Here is an 18,706-nt window from a genome sequence, read left to right on the forward strand (position 1 = left end):
TAGGCTCCTTCAGGTAGGGATGGTCCGGCGCGCCTTGTCCGGATCGTGAACAGCAGCGAGCCATTGCATGGCACCGGCCGCGAGATCGGGCTTCAATTGCTCGCTCGCGATGGCGCAGGCTTCATAGACATTGGTGAGATAGTCGTCCGGTTGGGCGAGCGCTGCCCGGATACCGGCAAGCGCGGGCTCCATGCCGGCAAAGCGCGAAGGTTCACGCTCGGAGCTGCGCAAAAGCGGGCCGAGATAGATCATGGCAAAACCATAGAGCCCCTTGATCCGCGCCACTTCGCCTAGGGCAAGCGACGGACGGAACGAGAGCGCATAGCAATCCATGAAATGGAACATCGGCGCGAACGGAAGCGCAGTTTCCCCAAAACCCGCATCACGATAGAACCCCTTCACCGCCGCCTCGATGCCCGCAGTCCGGCGCCAGCGGCCGATATCGTAACGATAGATCGTCGACGGATCGACCATCACCCGCCCCGCCATCAAGAGCGAATAGACAATGGCCCAGTCGAGATCGCCCCGCGATGCCGGATGGAAGCGATCGATCAGATCGATGATCTCGCGGAAATGCTTCGTCCGGTACATGGCATAATAGAGAACATTGTCGCCGGTTGCCTTCCTTGTATAGTCCTGCACACGGTCGAGCGGCCCCTCGCCTTCGATCGCAAAGACATCACGCCGGAGGACACCCTCGCCCGCGGCCCAGACATCGAGGACCGGACGAACGCCGACCACATCGTCGCCGACCGATGAAAAATCGAACGGAGTTTCACCCGCGACAGCGGACAGAAGATCGTCATCCCCCATCGGCAAAACGAACACGGACCGAGCCTCGTCGAGCGTCGCCATCAGGTTTGCCGTCGGCACAAGACCGGGATTGACCAGATAGGTCATGTGGTCCGACCGGTCCCGATAGTGAGCGGCCTTCTCCGGATCACCGGAATTGTCGGAAACAACCAGATGATAGCCGCGCGCCTCGACATAGGCGATGGCGCTGTCGATCGACAGGGCAGCCTCGGCAAGCCGGCGGTTGGACGGCATGCAGACCGTGACAGGCGGCGGAACAAGGCTCATTTCGGGTTCCTTTCGCGCCGGAGCTTTGCCCACCAGTCGAGACGCTTGCGGATTTCACGTTCGAAGCCGCGCTCCGGCGGATCGTAGAATTGCCGGCGCCCCATCTGTTCGGGAAAATAGTCCTGCCCGGAAAAGGCATCCGGCTCGTCATGGTCATAGCGATAGCCGTCGCCATAGCCTTCCTCGCCCATCAGCTTGGTCGGAGCATTGAGAATATGCTTCGGCGGCAACAGCGAGCCATGGAATTTCGCCGCCTTCACCGCCGCCTTGTAGGCGACATAGACCCCGTTCGATTTCGGTGCTGTGGCGAGATAGACGACGGCATTGGCAAGCGCCAGTTCGCCCTCAGGCGAGCCGAGGAAATCGTAGGCCTCCTTGGCGGCATTGGCCACCACCAGCGCCTGCGGATCGGCAAGGCCGATATCTTCCACCGCCATCCGCACCAGACGGCGGCCGAGAAAGAGCGGATCTTCGCCGGCATCGACCATGCGGGCAAAATAGTAGAGCGCCGCATCGGGGTCGGAACCGCGCACCGATTTATGCAGCGCCGAGATCAGATTGTAATGTCCGTCTTGGCCCTTGTCGTAGATCGGAGCCCGTCGCTGCACGACGCGCACCAGACCGTCGGTGTCGAAAACCTCGCCCGCGCGCGCCGCACGCCACACTTCCTCGGCAAGCGTAAGCGCCGCCCGTCCATCACCATCGGCCATGCCGATCAGGCTCGCCCTTGCTGCTTCGTCGAGCGGCAGTGGTTTCTCCATCGCGGCTTCGGCGCGCTTCAGAAGCTCCTCGATACTGTCGGGTCCATGGGACTTGAAGGTCAGCACACGCGCCCGCGACAAAAGTGCGGCATTGAGTTCGAAGGACGGATTTTCGGTCGTCGCGCCAACGAGGATGATCGTCCCATCCTCCATCACCGGCAGGAAACTGTCCTGCTGCGACCGGTTGAAACGATGAATCTCGTCGACGAACAGCAGGGTCTGGCGGCCGTTCGTACGGCGGATGCGGGCGGAATCGAACACTTTCTTGAGATCCGCCACGCCGGAAAAGATGGCCGAGATCTGCTCGAAATGCAGGTTGGTCTCATGGCTGAGCAAGCGCGCAACGGTCGTTTTGCCGGTGCCGGGCGGTCCCCAGAAGATCATCGATCCGAGCGAACCGGACGCGATCATGCGACTCAGCGCCCCATCCGGTCCGGTCAGATGCTCCTGCCCGCAGACTTCATCGAGCGTTTGCGGGCGCAGGCGATCGGCGAGCGGCCTCTGCTTGTCGGGCAGGCCGCCGCCTGCGAAAAGATCACTCATCGGATGAATTGCCGGATCCGCTGGCCATCGCGCTCGATCTCGACCCGCCAGAAGCTGGGATCCTGCTGGATCACCTCCTCGAGCGCTTCGGTCGATGCGATCGCCGTACCATTGACGTTGATGATGATGTCGCGGGGCTCGAAACCAAGCCTTGCGGCGGGCGAACCACGGCTGATCTCCTCGATCACCACGCCCTGGGCTTCCGGCGGCATCTGCAGGCTCTCGGCCAGCCGCGGCGAAAGATTGGCGACGAGCGCACCGGCAAACGGATTGCGACCGTCGATCAGCCGCTCATCCTTCGGCGTGGTTTCCGGCGCCTGCTCGAGCGTCAGCGAAATCTCGCTTTCCTTGCCATTGTTGGAGATCAGAAGCGTAACGGTCGAACCCAGCCCGGCAGTCGTGAGCCGGTAGCCCAGCGCATCGGGATGCTCGACCGGATGACCGTTGACGGCCAGGATCACTTCGCCCGAGCGCAAGCCGGCCTTGTCCGCCGGACCGCCCTCGACCACCCGGGTCACCAACGCACCGCGCGCCACCTTGAGCCCCAGCGCCTCGGCCATGTCGGACGTCACCGGATCGAAGGACGCACCGATATAGGGGCGCGTGAAGCCGGGCTGGCCACCTTCGGCCGCAGCGATGAACACTTTCACCAGATTGGCCGGAATGGCAAAGCCGATGCCGATCGAGCCACCGCTGCGCGACACGATCGCGGTATTGATGCCCACCAGTTCACCCTTCATGTTGACGAGCGCGCCGCCGGAATTGCCGGGATTGATCGAGGCATCGGTCTGGATGAAGAAGGAAAAATCGCCCTCGCCGACCTTGTTGCGGGCGAGCGCCGAGACAATGCCCGAGGTCACCGTCTGGCCGACGCCGAACGGATTGCCGATCGCCAGCACGAGATCGCCGACCTCGACATGATCGGAATCGCCAACCGGCATGGCCGTGAGTTCGATTCCGCGCGGATCGATCGACAGAACGGCAAGATCGAGCCTTTCGTCCTTCAGAACGATCCGGGCGGCGAATTCATGGCCGTCCGAGAGCGCGACCTTGATGTCGTCGGCCCCGGCGATCACATGGTTGTTGGTGATGATCAGGCCTTTGGCATCAATGATGACGCCAGAGCCCAACGATGACTGCTTTTCCGAACGGTTCGGCATCTGCTGGCCGAAAAACTCCTCGAAAAACGGATCGCCGGAGAACATCGACTGCCGGGAGACCTGCTTGTCGGCATAGACATTGACCACGGAGGGCGCGCTCTGCCTGACCAGCGGCGCAAACGAAAGCTGCATTTCGAGGCGGCTTTCCGGCACCATTTTGGCTTCTTCGGCATGAAGCGGGCCTATCGCGAGGCCAAACGCCAGACCAAGGGCGGAAAGAAGTCGGATGACCATGTGATTCCCTCATCTCGATTGCTGGGCAGTTTTCCACCATCCGTCCAGCAATGGAAAGAGGTGGGCATGCCGATAACGTTCGACAAGGGCGGTTCCAACCGACAGATGCGTCGAAATTGCGGTCACGCCGCCTTGAACGTGTCGGCCTGTGCGATCTGCCAGGGAATGCGGAACCGCACATCATCGGTGCCTTCGAGCAGTTCACCCGGCCTGAGCGGCGGATAGAGATGGGTGAAGGTGGTGACCTGACTGTGGTTGATCCGCTTGTGGAAATGGAAAGGCCGGAATTCGGACGGATGATGAAGCCCGCAGCCCGCAACCACTTCGGCGAGCGCTTCCAAGGTCTTGGCATGAAATTGCGCCACCCGCGTTGCCTTGTCTGGCACCACCAGCGCCTTCTGCCGATCAGGGTCCTGCGTCGCCACGCCGACCGGGCAAAGATCGGTATGGCAGGCCTGGGACTGGATGCAGCCGATCGCAAACATGAAGCCGCGCGCCATGTTGCACCAGTCGGCTCCGAGCGCCATCACACGCGCCATGTCGAAGGCCGAAATGATCATGCCGGAGGCGCCGATGCGGATTTTCTCGCGCAGGCCGGCGCCCACCAGAGCATTGTGCACGAAGGCCAGTCCCTCGCGCAGCGGCATGCCGATATGATCGATATATTCGGATGGTGCCGCCCCGGTTCCGCCCTCCTTGCCGTCGACGACAATGAAATCGGGCGTGATGCCGGTTTCGAGCATCGCTTTGACGATCGCAAGAAACTCATGCGCATGGCCGATACAGAGTTTGAAGCCGACCGGCTTGCCTTCGGACAGGCGCCGCAGCTGGGCAATGAAGGCCATCAGTTCAAGCGGCGTGGAAAAAGCCGGATGGGCGGCAGGCGAAACACAGTCCTTGCCCATCGGAATACCCCGGATGCGCGACACTTCCTCGGAAATCTTGGCGGCCGGCAGCACACCGCCATGGCCGGGCTTGGCTCCCTGGCTAAGCTTGATCTCGATCATCTTGATCTGGTCGAACGCAGCCGTTTCGGCAAAGCGCTCCGGCGAGAACGAACCGTCCGGATGACGACAGCCGAAATAGCCCGAACCGATTTCCCAAACGATATCGCCGCCATTTTCGCGGTGGTAGGGCGATAGACCGCCCTCGCCCGTGTCGTGATAGAAGCCGCCCATGACGGCACCGCGATTGAGGGCCCGGATGGCTGCGGCCGACAGCGAGCCGAAGCTCATGGCGGAAATATTCAGAACCGAAGCGTCGTAGGGCTTGGTGCAATCGGGCCCGCCCACGCGAACCCGGAAATCGTGGCTTTCGAGACGGGTCGGCGCCAGCGAATGCGAAATCCATTCATAGCGCGGCTCATAGACATCATACTCGGTCCCGAACGGCCGCTTGTCGAGCTGGCCCTTGGCGCGCTGATAGGCAAGCGAACGCTTGTCACGCGGAAAGGGCCGCCCATCCTTTTCCCCTTCGAAAAAATACTGCCGGATCTTCGGCCGCAGATCCTCCATGATGAAGCGGGCATGACCGGCGATCGGATAGTTCCGCAGGATCGAATGGCGCTTTTGCAGAAGATCGTGAATCCCGACGGCCGTCAGGAAAGCAGCGATGAAGAAAGGGACGATCAGGAAACCATAAAGCGCCCTGTCAAATACGATGAGAATGGCCAGAAGGACTGCCAGGATGATCGAAATCGTCATCGGCAGGTAACGCGCCGTCAGAAAAACCCGGATGTTTTGCATGTTTGGCCCCAGCAATATCGCAAACATTCCTTAGAGGCCGAAGATTGCGTGAGGGTGACATCTCCCGGGGACATTTACATAACTTTACGCAACATAAACCCAAAATTTGCGGGTTTCCGCTAAATTGACATCATTCAAGCCGGTCCATGAAGGGCACGACCTTAATGATCATGAATGACATCTCCACTCCTCAGACAGAGGAGTTGCCGAAGACACCGCGCCGACGCGGCCGTCCCAAACTGCGCACGGACGAGCAGATCCTTGCCATCATCATCAACGCCGCCTTCGGACGTGTTCTGAAGAACGGATATGGCGGCACCCATATGGATGATATCGCATTGGATTGCGGAATCTCCAAACGAACCCTCTATCGATTGGTGCCAAGCAAGCAGGAACTCTTTGCCATTCTGGTGACAGAGCATGGCAAGCTGATGATCGATGTTCCCGACGATCTTCCAACAGAACCGCCTGCCGAAATGCTCTATCGGATCTTCCGGACCGATCTTTCGCCAGAAGAAGAGCGAATGCGCGTGGGTTTCCTCGACATTTGCATGAGTGACGTCCGCCAATTCCCGGAACTTGGTACAATTATCAAGCGCCAGGGCGCCATGCGCTCGAAAGCTGCTCTGACAGCCTGGTTCGAGCGCTGCCATCAGGCAGGCACATTGAACTTGCCGGACCGGGATCGGGCAGCCAAGATGCTGATGGATATGGTTTTCGGCGCAGCCTCCTTCAAGACGGGCCAGGGCACTGAATGGCCCGGAGATGAAAATCGCTCCGCCTATATGCGCGCCTGCATCGATGTTTTCGTCAGGGGCCACTGAAAGCCAGATCTCCCGGAACAAACAACGGGAAACCATCGGGACTGGAATGCGGGGACGACAAGGCCGTCCCCGCAGATGTTCAGACGCTCGCCGTGCTTTCTTCGGCCTCAGCTGTCAGGTCATCATACTGCCCCATGGGCGGTGCGCCTGGAGGCGGTCCCATCGGCGGCTGAGACATGCCGGCCGCCAGCTGTTCCTCGGTGATGGAGCCTGTGCCTTCCGTATCCATCGATTCGAAGAAGGCCGTCGCCTGTTCCTCGGTAACGTCTTCCGGCATCGCAGCCAGGAACTCATCCTGCGAAACAGTGCCATCCTGGTTGGTATCGAGCGAATCGAAGATCTCGGCGACCTCCTCTTCGCTGGCGCCACCACCGCCGGCGCCACCGGACGGCGGCGGCGGCATCATGCCGCTCTGACCGTTCATCTGCATCAGGACATCCATCGCCTGCGATGACATCCGGCTTTCCGGCGCCTGATCGACCGCACTCGAAAACTGGTCGAAACTGATCGAACCGGTTCCTTCGGTATCAATCGAGGCGTAAAGCTTGGAAGCCTGTTCCTCACTGATCTCTTTTGGCCGCGCCGAGACGAATTCGCTTTCGGTGACCTTTCCGTCACTGTCGGAATCCGTCTTGGAGAACATGTTTTTCTGCATCTGGTAATAGGCAGCATTGCTGCCGGACACGCTTGATGTCGTGCTCATGGGAGTCCTCGTTCAAAGTGTTTGCCGCTTGCGTCACCGGACTCATCACCGACCGGGACGTGTAAACGCTAGGCTGATTTGCCGAAGATTGTCAAAATCGATTTGAATTTTTGTTTTATTTTTTCCAAATTTTTGGCTTATTTTTCCAATAATTGAAACTATAATTGGCCATGATGTTTCTATAATACCAATTGATAGAATTATTTTTTCTTTTCGTTTCTTAATTCCCGCAATTTCCGCTCGCCTTGCCCGGCCGATCGGCCTACCAATGGCAACACAGGAGATCGGACGATGGACATTCATGATTTGTCGGCGGCAGCGCTATCGGAAATGATCAGGTCACGGCGGCTGTCCTGCTGCGATGTGATGATCCATTTCCTGGACAGGATCGAGCGTCTGAACGGTACGCTGAATGCCATTGTCAGCCTCCGCGATCGTCAGGAACTTCTAGCCGATGCCGATCTCGCCGATCAGGATCTTCGCCAGGGTCATTGGCGCGGGCCACTGCACGGTTTTCCCTTTGCCATCAAGGATCTTTCGGAAGCCGCCGGCCTGCCCTGCTCCTATGGCTCGCGCATTCATGCCGGCTTTCTGCCCGATTACGACGATATCCACGTCGCCCGCATTCGCGCCGCCGGCGCCATTCTGATCGGCAAGACCAATGCTCCTGAAATGGGCCTCGGCTCGCAGACCTATAACGAGGTTTTCGGCGTCACCCGCAATCCATGGAACACCGCGTTCACCGTCGGCGGGTCGAGCGGCGGCGCGGCAGCGGCGCTTGCCGCGCGGCTGGTTCCGCTCGCCGATGGCAGCGACATGATGGGGTCGCTCCGCAATCCCGCCGCCTTCACCAACATCGTCGGCTACCGGCCGAGTTACGGTCTCGTTCCGTCATTGTCCAACGAACTCTTCCTCGGCACCCTTGCGGTCAACGGGCCAATGGGCCAGTCGGTCGCCGATGTCGAGATGCTGCTCGCCATCCAGTCCGGTCGCGACCCGCGCGATCCTTTCTCCTGGTCGCCGCAAGCCTCGGCTCCGGATTATCTCGCGCTGCCGCTCAGGATCGGCTGGCTCGGCGACTATAATGGCTACCTGCCGTTCGAACCCGGTGTTCTGGATCTCTGCCGCCAAAGCCTCGAAACCTTCCGTCAGCTTGGAATGGAGGTCGAGGATGTCGCGATCGGTTTCGACATGGATCGCCTCTGGCGCGCCTGGAAGGTGCTGCGCCATGCGCTGGTGGCCGGCGGTCAGGCAAACGACTATGCTGATCCGGCGCGTCGAGCGCTGATGAAGCCGGAGCTGGTCTGGGAAATCGAGAATGGCCAGGCACTCTCGGCCGCGGACTTCTATGACGCGTCGATGACGCGCAGCGACTGGTACCGCCGCATGCTGGAACTATTCGAACGATACGATGCGCTGATCCTTCCAACCACGCAGGTCTTCCCCTTTCCCGCCGAATGGCACTGGCCGGAATGGATCGATGGCCGCAGCATGGATACCTATCACCGCTGGATGGAGGTGGTGATCGGCCCGACCATGGCAGGCCTTCCGGTCGCCGCCATGCCCGCCGGTTTCTCTGCCGATCACCGCCCGACCGGTATCCAGATCATCGGCCGACCGCAGGGCGACCGACAGTTGCTGGCGCTTGCCAAGGCCTATGAAACGGCCAGCGGCTGGCTTGATCGCAAACCCGCTCTCTGAAAAAATCGCCTCGCAGCATTTTTCGCCTTGTCTCTCTAGTGACTAGAGGGTGTAGGCCGAAAACATGCAGCAGGAGAATCGTGATGACAAAGACGGAGAATACCAGGCGCTACCGGGTCGATGGCATGGATTGCGCGTCCTGTGCGACCAAGATCGACACGGCCGTGCGCAAACTTCCCGGAATCGAGGATGTGCGCGTTTCGGCCACCGCCGGGACCATGACGGTTGCAACCACCAGCGCTGAGAGCTTCGCGGGGGTCGAAAAAACCGTGCGGCAGCTTGGCTACAAACTCTTCCCGCGCGATGGCGCCGACAGAGCCGAGAGCCAGAGTGCGTCCGCCGATCCGTCCTGCCATTGCGACCATGATCACGAAGCCCATCATCACGATCATGCGCACCATCACCATGAGGATGACAAGGCTGAGGCCATCGGCCTTCATGGACATGATCATGACGAGGAAGACGACCCATGGTGGAAGAGCCGGAAAGCGCGCCTTGCGCTCCTGAGCGGTCTCGCCCTGGTACTCGCCTATGCTGTCGGCCTCATCTATCCCGATGTCGCACCTTATGCCTTTGCCATTGCCATGCTGGCCGGTCTTGTGCCGATCGCCCGGCGTGCGCTGGCGGCCATGCTGGCCGGCATACCCTTCACCATCGAGACATTGATGACGATTGCCGCCATCGGCGCCGTTCTCATCGATGCCGGTGAAGAGGCGGCCGTGGTGGTGTTCCTCTTCCTGGTCGGCGAACTGCTCGAAGGCATTGCCGCCGGCCGCGCCCGCACCTCCATCCGCGCGCTGACAGACCTCGTGCCCCGCACCGCCCAGCTTGAAGACAAAGGCCAGTTGCGCGAAGTCGCAGCCGAAACGCTGGCGCTCGGCTCCATCATCCTCGTGCGCCCCGGCGAACGCATTGCCGCCGATGGCGAAATTGTCGCGGGCGAAAGTTCCATCAACGAGGCGCCGGTCACGGGTGAAAGCACGCCGGTGCGGAAGACGGCCGGCGAGAGCGTGTTTGCCGGCACCGTCAATGGCGATGCGGCACTGCGCGTACGGGTCACCGCCACCGCAGCCGACAATACCATTGCCCGTGTCATCCGGCTGGTGGAGGAGGCACAGGAGGCCAAGAGCCCGACCGAACGCTTCATCGACCGGTTTTCGCGCTATTATACGCCGGGCGTGCTGCTCGCCGGCCTGCTGGTGGCCGTGCTGCCGCCGCTGCTTTTCGGCCTCGCCTGGAGCGAATGGATCTACAAGGGCCTCGCGGTGCTCCTGATCGGCTGCCCCTGCGCTCTGGTGATCTCCACCCCGGCGGCCATTGCGGCTGCCCTGTCCGCCGGCGCCCGCCGCGGCCTGCTTCTCAAGGGCGGCGCCGTACTCGAGCAGCTTCGCCATATCGACACGATCGCTTTCGACAAGACGGGAACCCTGACCGAAGGCAAGCCAACCGTCACCGACATCATTCCGGTCAGTGCGAGCGAGACCGACATTCTGGTCCGCGCAGCCGCGCTAGAGGCGGGATCGAGCCATCCTCTGGCCCTCGCCATTCTCGCGCGCGCCGCCCAGTCCGGACTGGTGCCGCCGATTGCGACGGATGCGCGCGCGCTTGGTGGCAAGGGTGTCGAAGCCACCGTGAATGGCGAGCGGCTCTTCTTGGGTTCGCCCCGCGCTGCCGCCGAACGGACCGCCCTTCCGCCACAAATCGCCCAGACGATCGAGGATCTGCACGGCGCCGGCAAGACCGTTTCGGTACTGCTCATCGATGGAACCCTCGCCGGTGCAATCGCCATGCGCGACGAACCGCGCGCCGATGCGGCTGCCGGACTTCGCACCCTGAAACAGGCCGGGATCCGCCTGGTCATGCTGACCGGTGACAACCGCCGCACCGCCGAGGCAATCGGCGCATCACTCGGCATGGACGAGATCCGGTCCGAACTGTTGCCGGAAGACAAGCAGCGGATCGTTTCGGAACTCAAAAGTGCCGGCCGCAGGGTCGCGAAAGTCGGTGATGGCATCAATGATGCGCCGGCGCTCGCCGCAGCCGATGTCGGCATTGCCATGGGCGGCGGCACCGATGTGGCGCTCGAAACGGCGGACGCGGCCATCCTTCATGGCCGTATCGGCGATATCTCCCGCATGATTACGCTTTCCAAACGAACCATGGGCAACATCGTCGAGAACATCACCATCGCGCTCGGGCTGAAGGCGGTTTTTCTCGTCACCACCATTCTGGGCGTTACCGGCCTCTGGCCGGCAATCCTCGCCGACACCGGCGCCACCGTGCTGGTGACGATCAATGCCCTGCGACTGCTGTCCAACCGCTGGATGGACAGGGAGAAATGAGTTCGGGATGAGCCATCCCTTCCATCTCCGCCCGGAATGGGCAAAATACGGTACCGACCGCGCGCTGCCAATTTGGATGCAACGATAGGCGCGCGGCAGAGAACAGGAATGCGATGGCCAGGACAGACGAACGTTTCCGGGAGGCTTTCAACGAAGCGCTACTCCTTTGCGCGACAATGAAGCCGGGCGACCAGCTGCCCTCCGAAAAGGAACTGGCAACCCGCCTTGACGTGAGCCGCACCGTCGTTCGCGCGATCCTCGACCGGCTTCGCGAGGCCGGAATCATCACTTGGGAAGGCAGGAACAAGCACTTGAACCGATTGCCCCTGGAGAGCGATCGGCTGGCAATCCAGGACGGACAGCTCGACGAGCAGCAGCTCGAACGGCAGTTTCTCGACTGGATCCTGCGTTTCGACGTCGCACCCGGCACAGCGCTCAATGTCTCGGAGCTTCGGCGGCGTTTTCCGGTGACGCCGCATATGCTGCACGAATTCCTGGCCTCCCTCAGCCGGTTCGGTCTCGTCCGCAGACGGCCGAAGGGCGGCTGGGAACTGGTGGGCTTCACGCGCGAATTCGCAGTCGAACTCTCGGAATTCCGCATGGTGCTGGAGCTCAACGCCGTGGCGCATCTCGTTGAATTGCCCGAGACCGATCCGATCTGGGAGAAACTCGATCGCCTCGAGCAGGAGCACAGAGCGCTCGCCGCCGAGATCGATACCCGTTACCACGATTTTTCTCTGCTCGACGAAGCCTTCCACACCACCATCGGCAGTGCGGTGAAAAACCGTTTCGCTGCCGAGTTCCAGAAGATCATCTCGCTGATCTTCCACTACCATTTTCAATGGGACAAGACCCACGAGCGGCAGCGCAACGAAGCGGCGATCGGCGAACATCTGCGGCTGATCGCGGCCTTGAAGGCGCGGGATGCCAAGGCCGCAGCAGAAGCTGCCTCGGATCATCTGAAGACATCCAAGCAAACCCTGCTCTCGTCGCTGCGCGTCAACGCCTTGGCGTAGCGCAGCGATATTTCGGTTATTTCGGCATTGCCACGATGGCGCCCGGCAACGTCACGACATGGCGGGCAAGATCATGCGCCTCGGCAATGCAGGTCCGTTCGTCGCGCCCCATGGCGAACGCCGCCAGATAGGCACCGTTGAAACTGTCGCCCGCAGCTGTTGTGTCCACCACCCGCTCGGCCTTCGGGAAGAGTGGCAACGGTCCGAGGTCGGGATCGAGCGCCCTTGGCCCTTCCTCGCCCCGCTTGAGCGCACCCCTTTTGCAACCGGATCCGCGCAGGCGCAAAAGCACCGCCTCCTCGCCTCGATCGCCGAACAGCGCCATCTCGTCGTCAACCGACGGGAAACCGATATCGGCGAGCTGCCAGGCCTCGCCGACGATCCGCCTTGCCTCGTCTCGGCTCTCCCAGAGCGCCGGCCGATAGTTGGAATCGAAGGCAAACAGGCTTCCCCTGCCTCTCAAGGCTTTGATCCGGTTGAGAAGCTTCTGACGCGCCTCGCTTGACAGGATCGCCAGTGTGATCGCCGATAGATAGAGGATATCGGCCCCATCGAGCGCCGTAAGCTCGGTTTCGTCCTCGAACAGATGGCGGGCGGCAGACTGGCTGCGCCAATAGGAAAAACTGCGCTCTCCCCGTTCGTCGGTCTTGACGGCATAGAGACCGATATTGTGCACGCGATCGCTGTAGATGAAGGAAACATCAAGCCCTTCCGACAGGGCAAAGGCCCGGCAATCGACCGACAGGGGATCGACACCCAGACGCGTGACATAGGCGACCTCATGCTCAGGTCCGAGGCTCCGGCGGCAATAAACAGCGGTGTTGAACGTATCGCCGGCAAAACCCACCGCATAGCCAGTTGTTCCCGAACGAAGCTCGCCCATCACTTCGCCAACACACACCAATTTCATTGCGGATTCCCTTGAGAAGGCAGAAACAGTCTTTTATGATAAAATACCAATCATCATGAGACTCAAGCCATGTCAATCACTCCGATCCTGCAGTTCGGCACCAGTCGCTTCCTTCAGGCCCATGTCGATCTTTTCATTTCCGAAGCCATGCAGCAGGATCAGGCGATCGGTCCCATAACAGTGGTGCAATCGAGCGGCGATGTCGAGCGCGCCCGCCGCCTCGCCGCTCTCGCGCATCCCGACGGATACGGGGTCAGGATCGAGGGGCTGGTTGATGGCAAACCCGTCCGCCAGGAAACAACCGTGACCTCGGTTATCCGAACCATGAGCACTACGACCGACTGGGATGAAATCGGCCGCATCTTTGTCGAGGAGGTCGAGATTGTCCTGTCGAACACGGGCGATCAGGGCTACTTCGCCAAGCCTGCCGATGAAAAACGCACCTATGATCAGGCGATGTCCTTTCCCGCCAAGCTGGCGCTGCTGCTGGAGAAACGGCTTCTTGCCGGAGGCAAGCCTCTCCAGATCATGCCGACCGAACTCATTGCCGGCAACGGTCGCGTGCTGCGGCAGCATGTGCTGACAAATGCCCGACGCCATTCCGATGCGCTGGCCGACTGGATTGCCTCCGATGTCCTCTTCGTCAATTCGCTCGTCGACCGCATCGTCTCCGAACCGCTCGAACCGGCTGGCGCGGTCGCCGAACCCTATGCGCTTTGGGCCATCGAACGAAGCGACGGGTTGAAGGCCCCCTGCACCCATCCGTCCGTTCAGATTGTCGACGACCTCGGACCGATCGAGCGGCGCAAGCTCTACATTCTCAATCTCGGCCATACCTATCTTGTCGGCCGGTGGCTCCAGAGCGATCGCCAGGCCCAATATGTTCGCGACCTGATGGCCGATCCGGTCGCTCGCGCCGATCTCGAACAGCTTTACCGTGAGGAAGTTCTGCCGGTCTTCCGGGCCGTTGGTGACATGGAGGCTGAGGCCTATGTTGCGACAACGCTCGACCGTTTCGCCAATCCTTATCTCGCCCACAAGCTTGCCGATATCGCCCAGAACCATAGCCAGAAGCTTGAACGGCGTATCTTGGCCTTCATGGATTGGGCAAAGGCAAATGGTACGGCTGTCGACCAGCCCTGCCTCGAGCAGGTGCTGAAATCCTTCGCATAGACGGCCGCATCCGCTCCGGATGGAGCTGAAAGACGTTGTCATTCCCTATTGTCTATTATAATAAAATACCAATATCGCAGGAGGATGCATGGAAAGCCAGTCGAAATCGGCACCACGAATGGTGAGTGGTGTTTGCGTGGAGCCGGGGCTCTTCAGCCTGATGGAACGCGACCTGCCGCTTTCGGCCCCGGAAGGATGGGTTCTCGTCGATCTTGCCGCCGCCGGTATCTGCGGCACCGACTATCATATCTTCGAAGGCAAGCACCCCTATCTCGAATATCCGCGCGTCATCGGACACGAACTGTCGGGCTATGTCGCCGAAGATACGGGCGATTGGAAAAAGGGCCAGCGGGTCGTCATCAACCCCTATATTGCCTGCGGCAAATGCCGGGCCTGCCGTCGCGGCAAGCCGAACTGTTGCATGGAAATCGGCGTTCTCGGCGTGCACCGCGATGGCGGCCTCTGCGAACGGATCGCGGTTCCTGCCGGCAATCTTTACGATGCCGCCAACCTTTCCGAACGCGATGCCGCACTCGTCGAGTTTCTCGCGATCGGGGCCCATGCTGTCCGGCGCTCGGAGGCGACTGAGGGCGACCGGGTGCTCGTGACCGGCGCCGGACCAATCGGCCTCGGAGCCGCCCTGTTTGCCCGGCTGGCAGGCGCCGAAGTGCATATGATGGATATGAGTGGCGAACGGCTCGAAGCGGCCCGCGCGTTCGGTTTCACGCATCTCCACCGGCCCGATCTTCCACTCCTCGTCGACGAACTGGCCGATGGTTTCGATGTTGTTTTCGATGCAACCGGCAATCCCAAGGCGATGGAAGCCGGCTTTGCCCATGTAGCCCATGGCGGCACCTATGTCCTCGTCTCGGTGATCAAGGGCGATCTGACCTTCTCCGACCCCGAATTCCACAAGCGCGAGATGAAGCTTGTCGGCAGCCGCAACGCCCAGACACCCGATTTCCTGCATGTGATGCAGGCGCTTTCATCCGGGGCAATCGATGGCGGCCAACTGGTCTCGACCGTGCTGACACTCGAGGAACTGCCACAGAAACTCCCCGTACTGGCCGCTGACCGCTCGAACCTGATCAAGGCGCTGGTTGCCCTGCCCGCCTGGGGATCGCGCCATGACTGAGCCCATCCGAACAGATCAAAACAGCCAGCTTTCGTTACAGGTGAAACGCCCATGAACCTCGGACTTGAAGACAAAGTCGTTATCGTGACGGGCGGCGCAGCCGGCATTGGTGGTGCGATCACCGAACTGCTCGCCGCAGAAGGGGCAATCCCCGTCATTTTCGCGCGCCGCGACCCCGATCCCGCCTGGTTCGCTTCACTCGGCCCCAAGGCGGCCTTTGTTGCGGTGGAACTGTCGAAGGATGACGAATGCCGCAAGGCCGTTGCCGAAGCCCAGAGGCGGTTCGGCCCGGTCTATGGCCTGGTCAACAATGCCGGGGTCAATGATGGCGTCGGCATCGATGCCGGGCCGGATGCCTTCCGCGCATCGCTCGAAAAGAACCTGATCCATTATTACACGCTCGTTCACCTTCTGGCTGACGATCTCCGCAAATCGAAAGGCGCGATCGTCAATATCAGCTCGAAAACGGCCGTGACCGGACAGGGCGGCACCTCCGCCTATGTCGCCGCCAAGGCCGCCCAACTCGGGTTGACCCGCGAATGGGCCGCCGCCTTTGCCGCCGATGGCGTCCGTGTCAATGCCGTGCTGCCGGCCGAAGTGATGACCCCGCTTTACGAGCGCTGGATTGCGACCTTCGACAAGCCGGATGAAAAACTCGCCGAAATCACCGCGAATATCCCCCTCGGTAACCGCATGACCGAGGCGGCCGAAATTTCCTCGATGGCCGTTTTCGCGCTGTCGCAGCGGGCGCTGCATCTCACCGGCCAGTGGCTGTTCGTCGATGGCGGCTATACCCATCTCGACCGCGCGCTGGCGGGAGTCCGCTGATGGCGCCGAACCATATCGTCCTCGCAGAAACCGATGACGTGGCGATTGCGCTCGCCGATCTTGCCGCTGGCACGAACGTGGCCGGGGTGACTGCGCGCGAATTCATCCCCCGCGCCCACAAGATCGCACTCCGGGACATCGCTGCGGGCGAGCGTGTCCGCCGCTACGGCCAGATCATCGGCCAGGCCTCGCAGGCGATTGCCGCCGGTGCCCATGTTCATGTCCAGAATCTGGAGATGGCCCCCTATTCGGATACCGATACGGGAACCGCGATGGAAGCCAGCCTCGAGAAAAGACAGGATGTCCGGACCTTCATGGGCTATCACCGTCCCGATGGCCGGGTCGGCACCCGCAATTATCTCGGTGTGCTGACATCGGTGAACTGTTCGGGGTCAGTCGCCCGTTTCATCGCCGAGGAGGCCGAGAAAACCGACTGGTTCAAATCCCTCCGCAATGTCGATGGTATCGTTCCGATCGCCCATGGTAGCGGTTGCGGCATGAGCGGATCGGACGAGGGCTACCATACTTTGTTCCGAACGCTGCGCGGCTATGCCCGCCATCCCAATTTCGCCGGCATCCTTCTGGTTGGCCTCGGCTGCGAGGTGATGCAGATCCCTGCTCTTCTCGGCAAGGGGCGGATGCGCCCCGACAACAATTTCCGCCATCTGACAATCCAGGAGAGCGGCGGCACGCGGGCAACGGTCGAGCGCGGACTTGAAGCGCTACGCGAGATGGCAGCGATCGCGGAGACCTGTCGGCGCGAACCCGCCCCCGTCTCCGAACTCGTCATCGGCATGCAATGTGGCGGCTCGGATGGCTATTCCGGCATCACGGCCAATCCCGCCCTCGGTGTCGCTTCCGATATCCTCGTTTCCTATGGCGGCACGACCATCCTTTCCGAAACCTCGGAAATCTATGGCGCCGAGCATCTTCTCACCCGCCGCGCCGTCACCCCGGCGGTTGCCGAAAAACTCCTCGGGCGGATCCGCTGGTGGGAGGATTATGCGGCCCGAAACGGCGGCGAGATGAACAACAATCCAAGCCCCGGCAACAAGAAGGGCGGGCTCACGACCATCCTTGAAAAAAGCCTGGGCGCCGTCGCCAAGGGTGGTTCGGCGCCGCTTGAAGAGGTCTATCTCTATGGCGAGCCGATCGACAAGAAGGGCTTCGTCTTCATGGATAGTCCCGGCTACGATCCCTGCTCGGTCACGGGCCAGGTCGCTTCGGGGGCGAACCTCATCGTCTTCACCACCGGCCGCGGTTCGGTCTCGGGCTACAAGCCGGTGCCCTGCATCAAGATCGCGACGAATTCCGAAATGTATGGCCGGCTGAAGGATGACATGGACATCAATACCGGCGACATTCTCGAAGGCGTTTCGCTTGCCGAAAAGGGTGAGGAGATCTTCGAATCCTTCATCCGCGTCGCCTCAGGCGAAGAGACGAAATCGGAAACCCTCGGCTTCGGCGGCGTCGAATTCGTGCCCTGGCAGATCGGCGCGGTCATGTAGGACTGGCTGTCCCCGCTTGCGCCTGAACCGCCTCGGTCGCGACTTTGCGCGTCAAGCCGGCGCCGGTCTATGGCAAGAGACGCGGATGGCAATATGGTTGCGCGCAAGTTTTTTTTGCAACCAAAATCATCCTATGCCGCATCGTGCCCCGCCACCGGATCATCGCCATTTCGCGCGCGCCATGCGCGATGATTCGACGCGTGCGGAAAACCTGCTCTGGCAACAGTTGCGCAATCGCCAGATTGGCGGCGTCAAATTCCGCCGCCAGGTTCCGATCGACGGCTCCATCGTCGACTTCATCTGTTTCGAGCGGCGGCTGATCATCGAGGTCGATGGCGGCCAGCATGCGGATAGCCAGTCCGACCTTACGCGCGACGCCCATTTCCGCGCGGCGGGATTTCGGGTCATTCGTTTCTGGAATGACGAGATCGAAGACGTGCTCGATTTTGTCATTCTCCGGATTCTCGATGTTCTGAAATCCGGGAACGGTTGAAGCCCCCTCACCAAGCGGGTCCATCCAATTACCCGCAAGGGCAATGATCGACAGCGAATTACCCCTCACCAAGCGCGTCCAGCATTCGACTTCGTCTCATGCGGACTTGCTATCCTCTCCCGCAAGGGGAGAGGTAGGTGCCACGCCCGCCGATCCAACTTGTGGCAAAATTGGCGCCACGGGTTTACCTCTCCCCTTGCGGGAGAGGCTTGGCAGCGGCCGGCGAAGCCGGACAAAACAACAATGTTGTTTTGAGCGAACAAGGCCAGAGCGCGAACCGTGCGAGGGCAAAAAGGCTGGCTGAACGAAGTGAAGCCTTAGCCGCAGTTGGTGAGGGGTGAAATCACGAGGGATTGCAATTCATACCGTTACGTCGGGCGTTGGATTCGCAATCAGAACGATTGCTGTACCCTTGGCTTGATGCGCCGACGATCCGACCATTGGGGGCAGTACGCCGCCAGCGCCAACCATCGTTGGCTTGATAGATTTCCCAGGTATCTCCGTTTGTATCCTTGCATGTTGCCATGTCTCTCTCCCACATTTGCGAACC

Annotated in this window: 16 protein-coding genes; 9 read left to right on the forward strand and 7 right to left on the reverse strand. The window is 60.9% G+C overall.

The window, feature by feature from the left end:
• Nucleotides 1-9: 9 nt before the first annotated feature.
• From Q4481_RS03995 to Q4481_RS04010, 4 genes are all read right to left on the reverse strand, one after another.
• The gene (locus Q4481_RS03995) at nt 10-1,080 is read right to left on the reverse strand and encodes a hypothetical protein (RefSeq protein WP_304374995.1); all 1,071 of its coding nucleotides are present in this window, start codon (nt 1,078-1,080) and stop codon (nt 10-12) included.
• Entirely contained in the window at nt 1,077-2,384 is a 1,308-nt protein-coding gene (locus tag Q4481_RS04000) for a replication-associated recombination protein A (RefSeq protein WP_304374997.1), read from the reverse strand. The genes Q4481_RS03995 and Q4481_RS04000 overlap by 4 nt, the downstream gene beginning before the upstream one ends.
• Entirely contained in the window at nt 2,381-3,778 is a 1,398-nt protein-coding gene (locus Q4481_RS04005; RefSeq protein WP_304374998.1) for a DegQ family serine endoprotease, read from the reverse strand. Before Q4481_RS04005 ends, Q4481_RS04000 begins: the two co-directional genes overlap by 4 nt.
• A 122-nt stretch (nt 3,779-3,900) precedes the next feature.
• Nucleotides 3,901-5,523: an FMN-binding glutamate synthase family protein gene (locus tag Q4481_RS04010; RefSeq protein WP_304374999.1), complete on the reverse strand. Its 1,623-nt coding sequence runs from the start codon at nt 5,521-5,523 to the stop codon at nt 3,901-3,903.
• Between the two features lie 164 nt (nt 5,524-5,687).
• Here Q4481_RS04010 and Q4481_RS04015 point away from each other — a divergent pair, with 164 nt between their 5' ends.
• Nucleotides 5,688-6,347: a TetR/AcrR family transcriptional regulator gene (locus tag Q4481_RS04015; RefSeq protein WP_304375000.1), complete on the forward strand. Its 660-nt coding sequence runs from the start codon at nt 5,688-5,690 to the stop codon at nt 6,345-6,347.
• A gap of 79 nt (nt 6,348-6,426) precedes the next feature.
• Here the strand turns inward: Q4481_RS04015 and Q4481_RS04020 are convergent, their stop codons facing one another.
• Nucleotides 6,427-7,050 carry an EF-hand domain-containing protein gene (locus tag Q4481_RS04020; protein WP_304375001.1) on the reverse strand — a complete coding sequence of 208 codons (624 nt, stop codon included), beginning with the start codon at nt 7,048-7,050 and terminating at the stop codon, nt 6,427-6,429.
• 291 nt (nt 7,051-7,341) lie between these two features.
• Between Q4481_RS04020 and Q4481_RS04025 the strand changes: the two genes are divergently transcribed.
• The 3 genes from Q4481_RS04025 to Q4481_RS04035 all read left to right on the forward strand — a co-directional run bounded on the left by Q4481_RS04025 (nt 7,342) and on the right by Q4481_RS04035 (nt 12,109).
• Nucleotides 7,342-8,751 carry an amidase gene (locus Q4481_RS04025; RefSeq protein WP_304375002.1) on the forward strand — a complete coding sequence of 470 codons (1,410 nt, stop codon included), beginning with the start codon at nt 7,342-7,344 and terminating at the stop codon, nt 8,749-8,751.
• Nucleotides 8,752-8,834: 83 nt separating this feature from the next.
• Nucleotides 8,835-11,093: a heavy metal translocating P-type ATPase gene (locus Q4481_RS04030; protein WP_304375004.1), complete on the forward strand. Its 2,259-nt coding sequence runs from the start codon at nt 8,835-8,837 to the stop codon at nt 11,091-11,093.
• Nucleotides 11,094-11,206: 113 nt separating this feature from the next.
• Nucleotides 11,207-12,109: a GntR family transcriptional regulator gene (locus Q4481_RS04035; protein WP_304375005.1), complete on the forward strand. Its 903-nt coding sequence runs from the start codon at nt 11,207-11,209 to the stop codon at nt 12,107-12,109.
• 16 nt (nt 12,110-12,125) lie between these two features.
• Here the strand turns inward: Q4481_RS04035 and Q4481_RS04040 are convergent, their stop codons facing one another.
• Nucleotides 12,126-13,019, reverse strand: a complete 894-nt coding sequence (locus Q4481_RS04040; protein ID WP_304375006.1) for a sugar kinase — start codon at nt 13,017-13,019, stop codon at nt 12,126-12,128.
• Between the two features lie 69 nt (nt 13,020-13,088).
• On the opposite strand from Q4481_RS04040, the gene Q4481_RS04045 reads away from it, so the two are divergent.
• The 5 genes from Q4481_RS04045 (at nt 13,089) to Q4481_RS04065 (ending at nt 18,156) form a co-directional block, all read left to right on the forward strand.
• On the forward strand, nt 13,089-14,192 hold the full coding sequence (locus Q4481_RS04045) for a mannitol dehydrogenase family protein (RefSeq protein WP_304375007.1): 1,104 nt from the start codon (nt 13,089-13,091) through the stop codon (nt 14,190-14,192).
• Between the two features lie 118 nt (nt 14,193-14,310).
• Entirely contained in the window at nt 14,311-15,327 is a 1,017-nt protein-coding gene (locus Q4481_RS04050; protein ID WP_304375092.1) for a zinc-binding alcohol dehydrogenase family protein, read from the forward strand.
• 51 nt (nt 15,328-15,378) lie between these two features.
• A complete protein-coding gene (locus Q4481_RS04055; protein ID WP_304375008.1) occupies nt 15,379-16,155 on the forward strand; it encodes an L-fucose dehydrogenase in 777 nt (258 codons plus the stop codon).
• Nucleotides 16,155-17,663: a UxaA family hydrolase gene (locus Q4481_RS04060; RefSeq protein WP_304375010.1), complete on the forward strand. Its 1,509-nt coding sequence runs from the start codon at nt 16,155-16,157 to the stop codon at nt 17,661-17,663. Before Q4481_RS04055 ends, Q4481_RS04060 begins: the two co-directional genes overlap by 1 nt.
• Before the next feature lie 133 nt (nt 17,664-17,796).
• On the forward strand, nt 17,797-18,156 hold the full coding sequence (locus Q4481_RS04065; protein WP_304375011.1) for an endonuclease domain-containing protein: 360 nt from the start codon (nt 17,797-17,799) through the stop codon (nt 18,154-18,156).
• A gap of 343 nt (nt 18,157-18,499) precedes the next feature.
• Here Q4481_RS04065 and Q4481_RS04070 read toward each other — a convergent pair whose 3' ends face one another.
• Nucleotides 18,500-18,697, reverse strand: a complete 198-nt coding sequence (locus tag Q4481_RS04070; protein WP_368399343.1) for a YegP family protein — start codon at nt 18,695-18,697, stop codon at nt 18,500-18,502.
• Between the last annotated feature and the right edge of the window lie 9 nt (nt 18,698-18,706).

This window comes from Fluviirhizobium alvei (assembly GCF_030551875.1).
GTDB classification, from domain to species: Bacteria; Pseudomonadota; Alphaproteobacteria; order Rhizobiales; family Rhizobiaceae; genus Rhizobium_E; species Rhizobium_E alvei.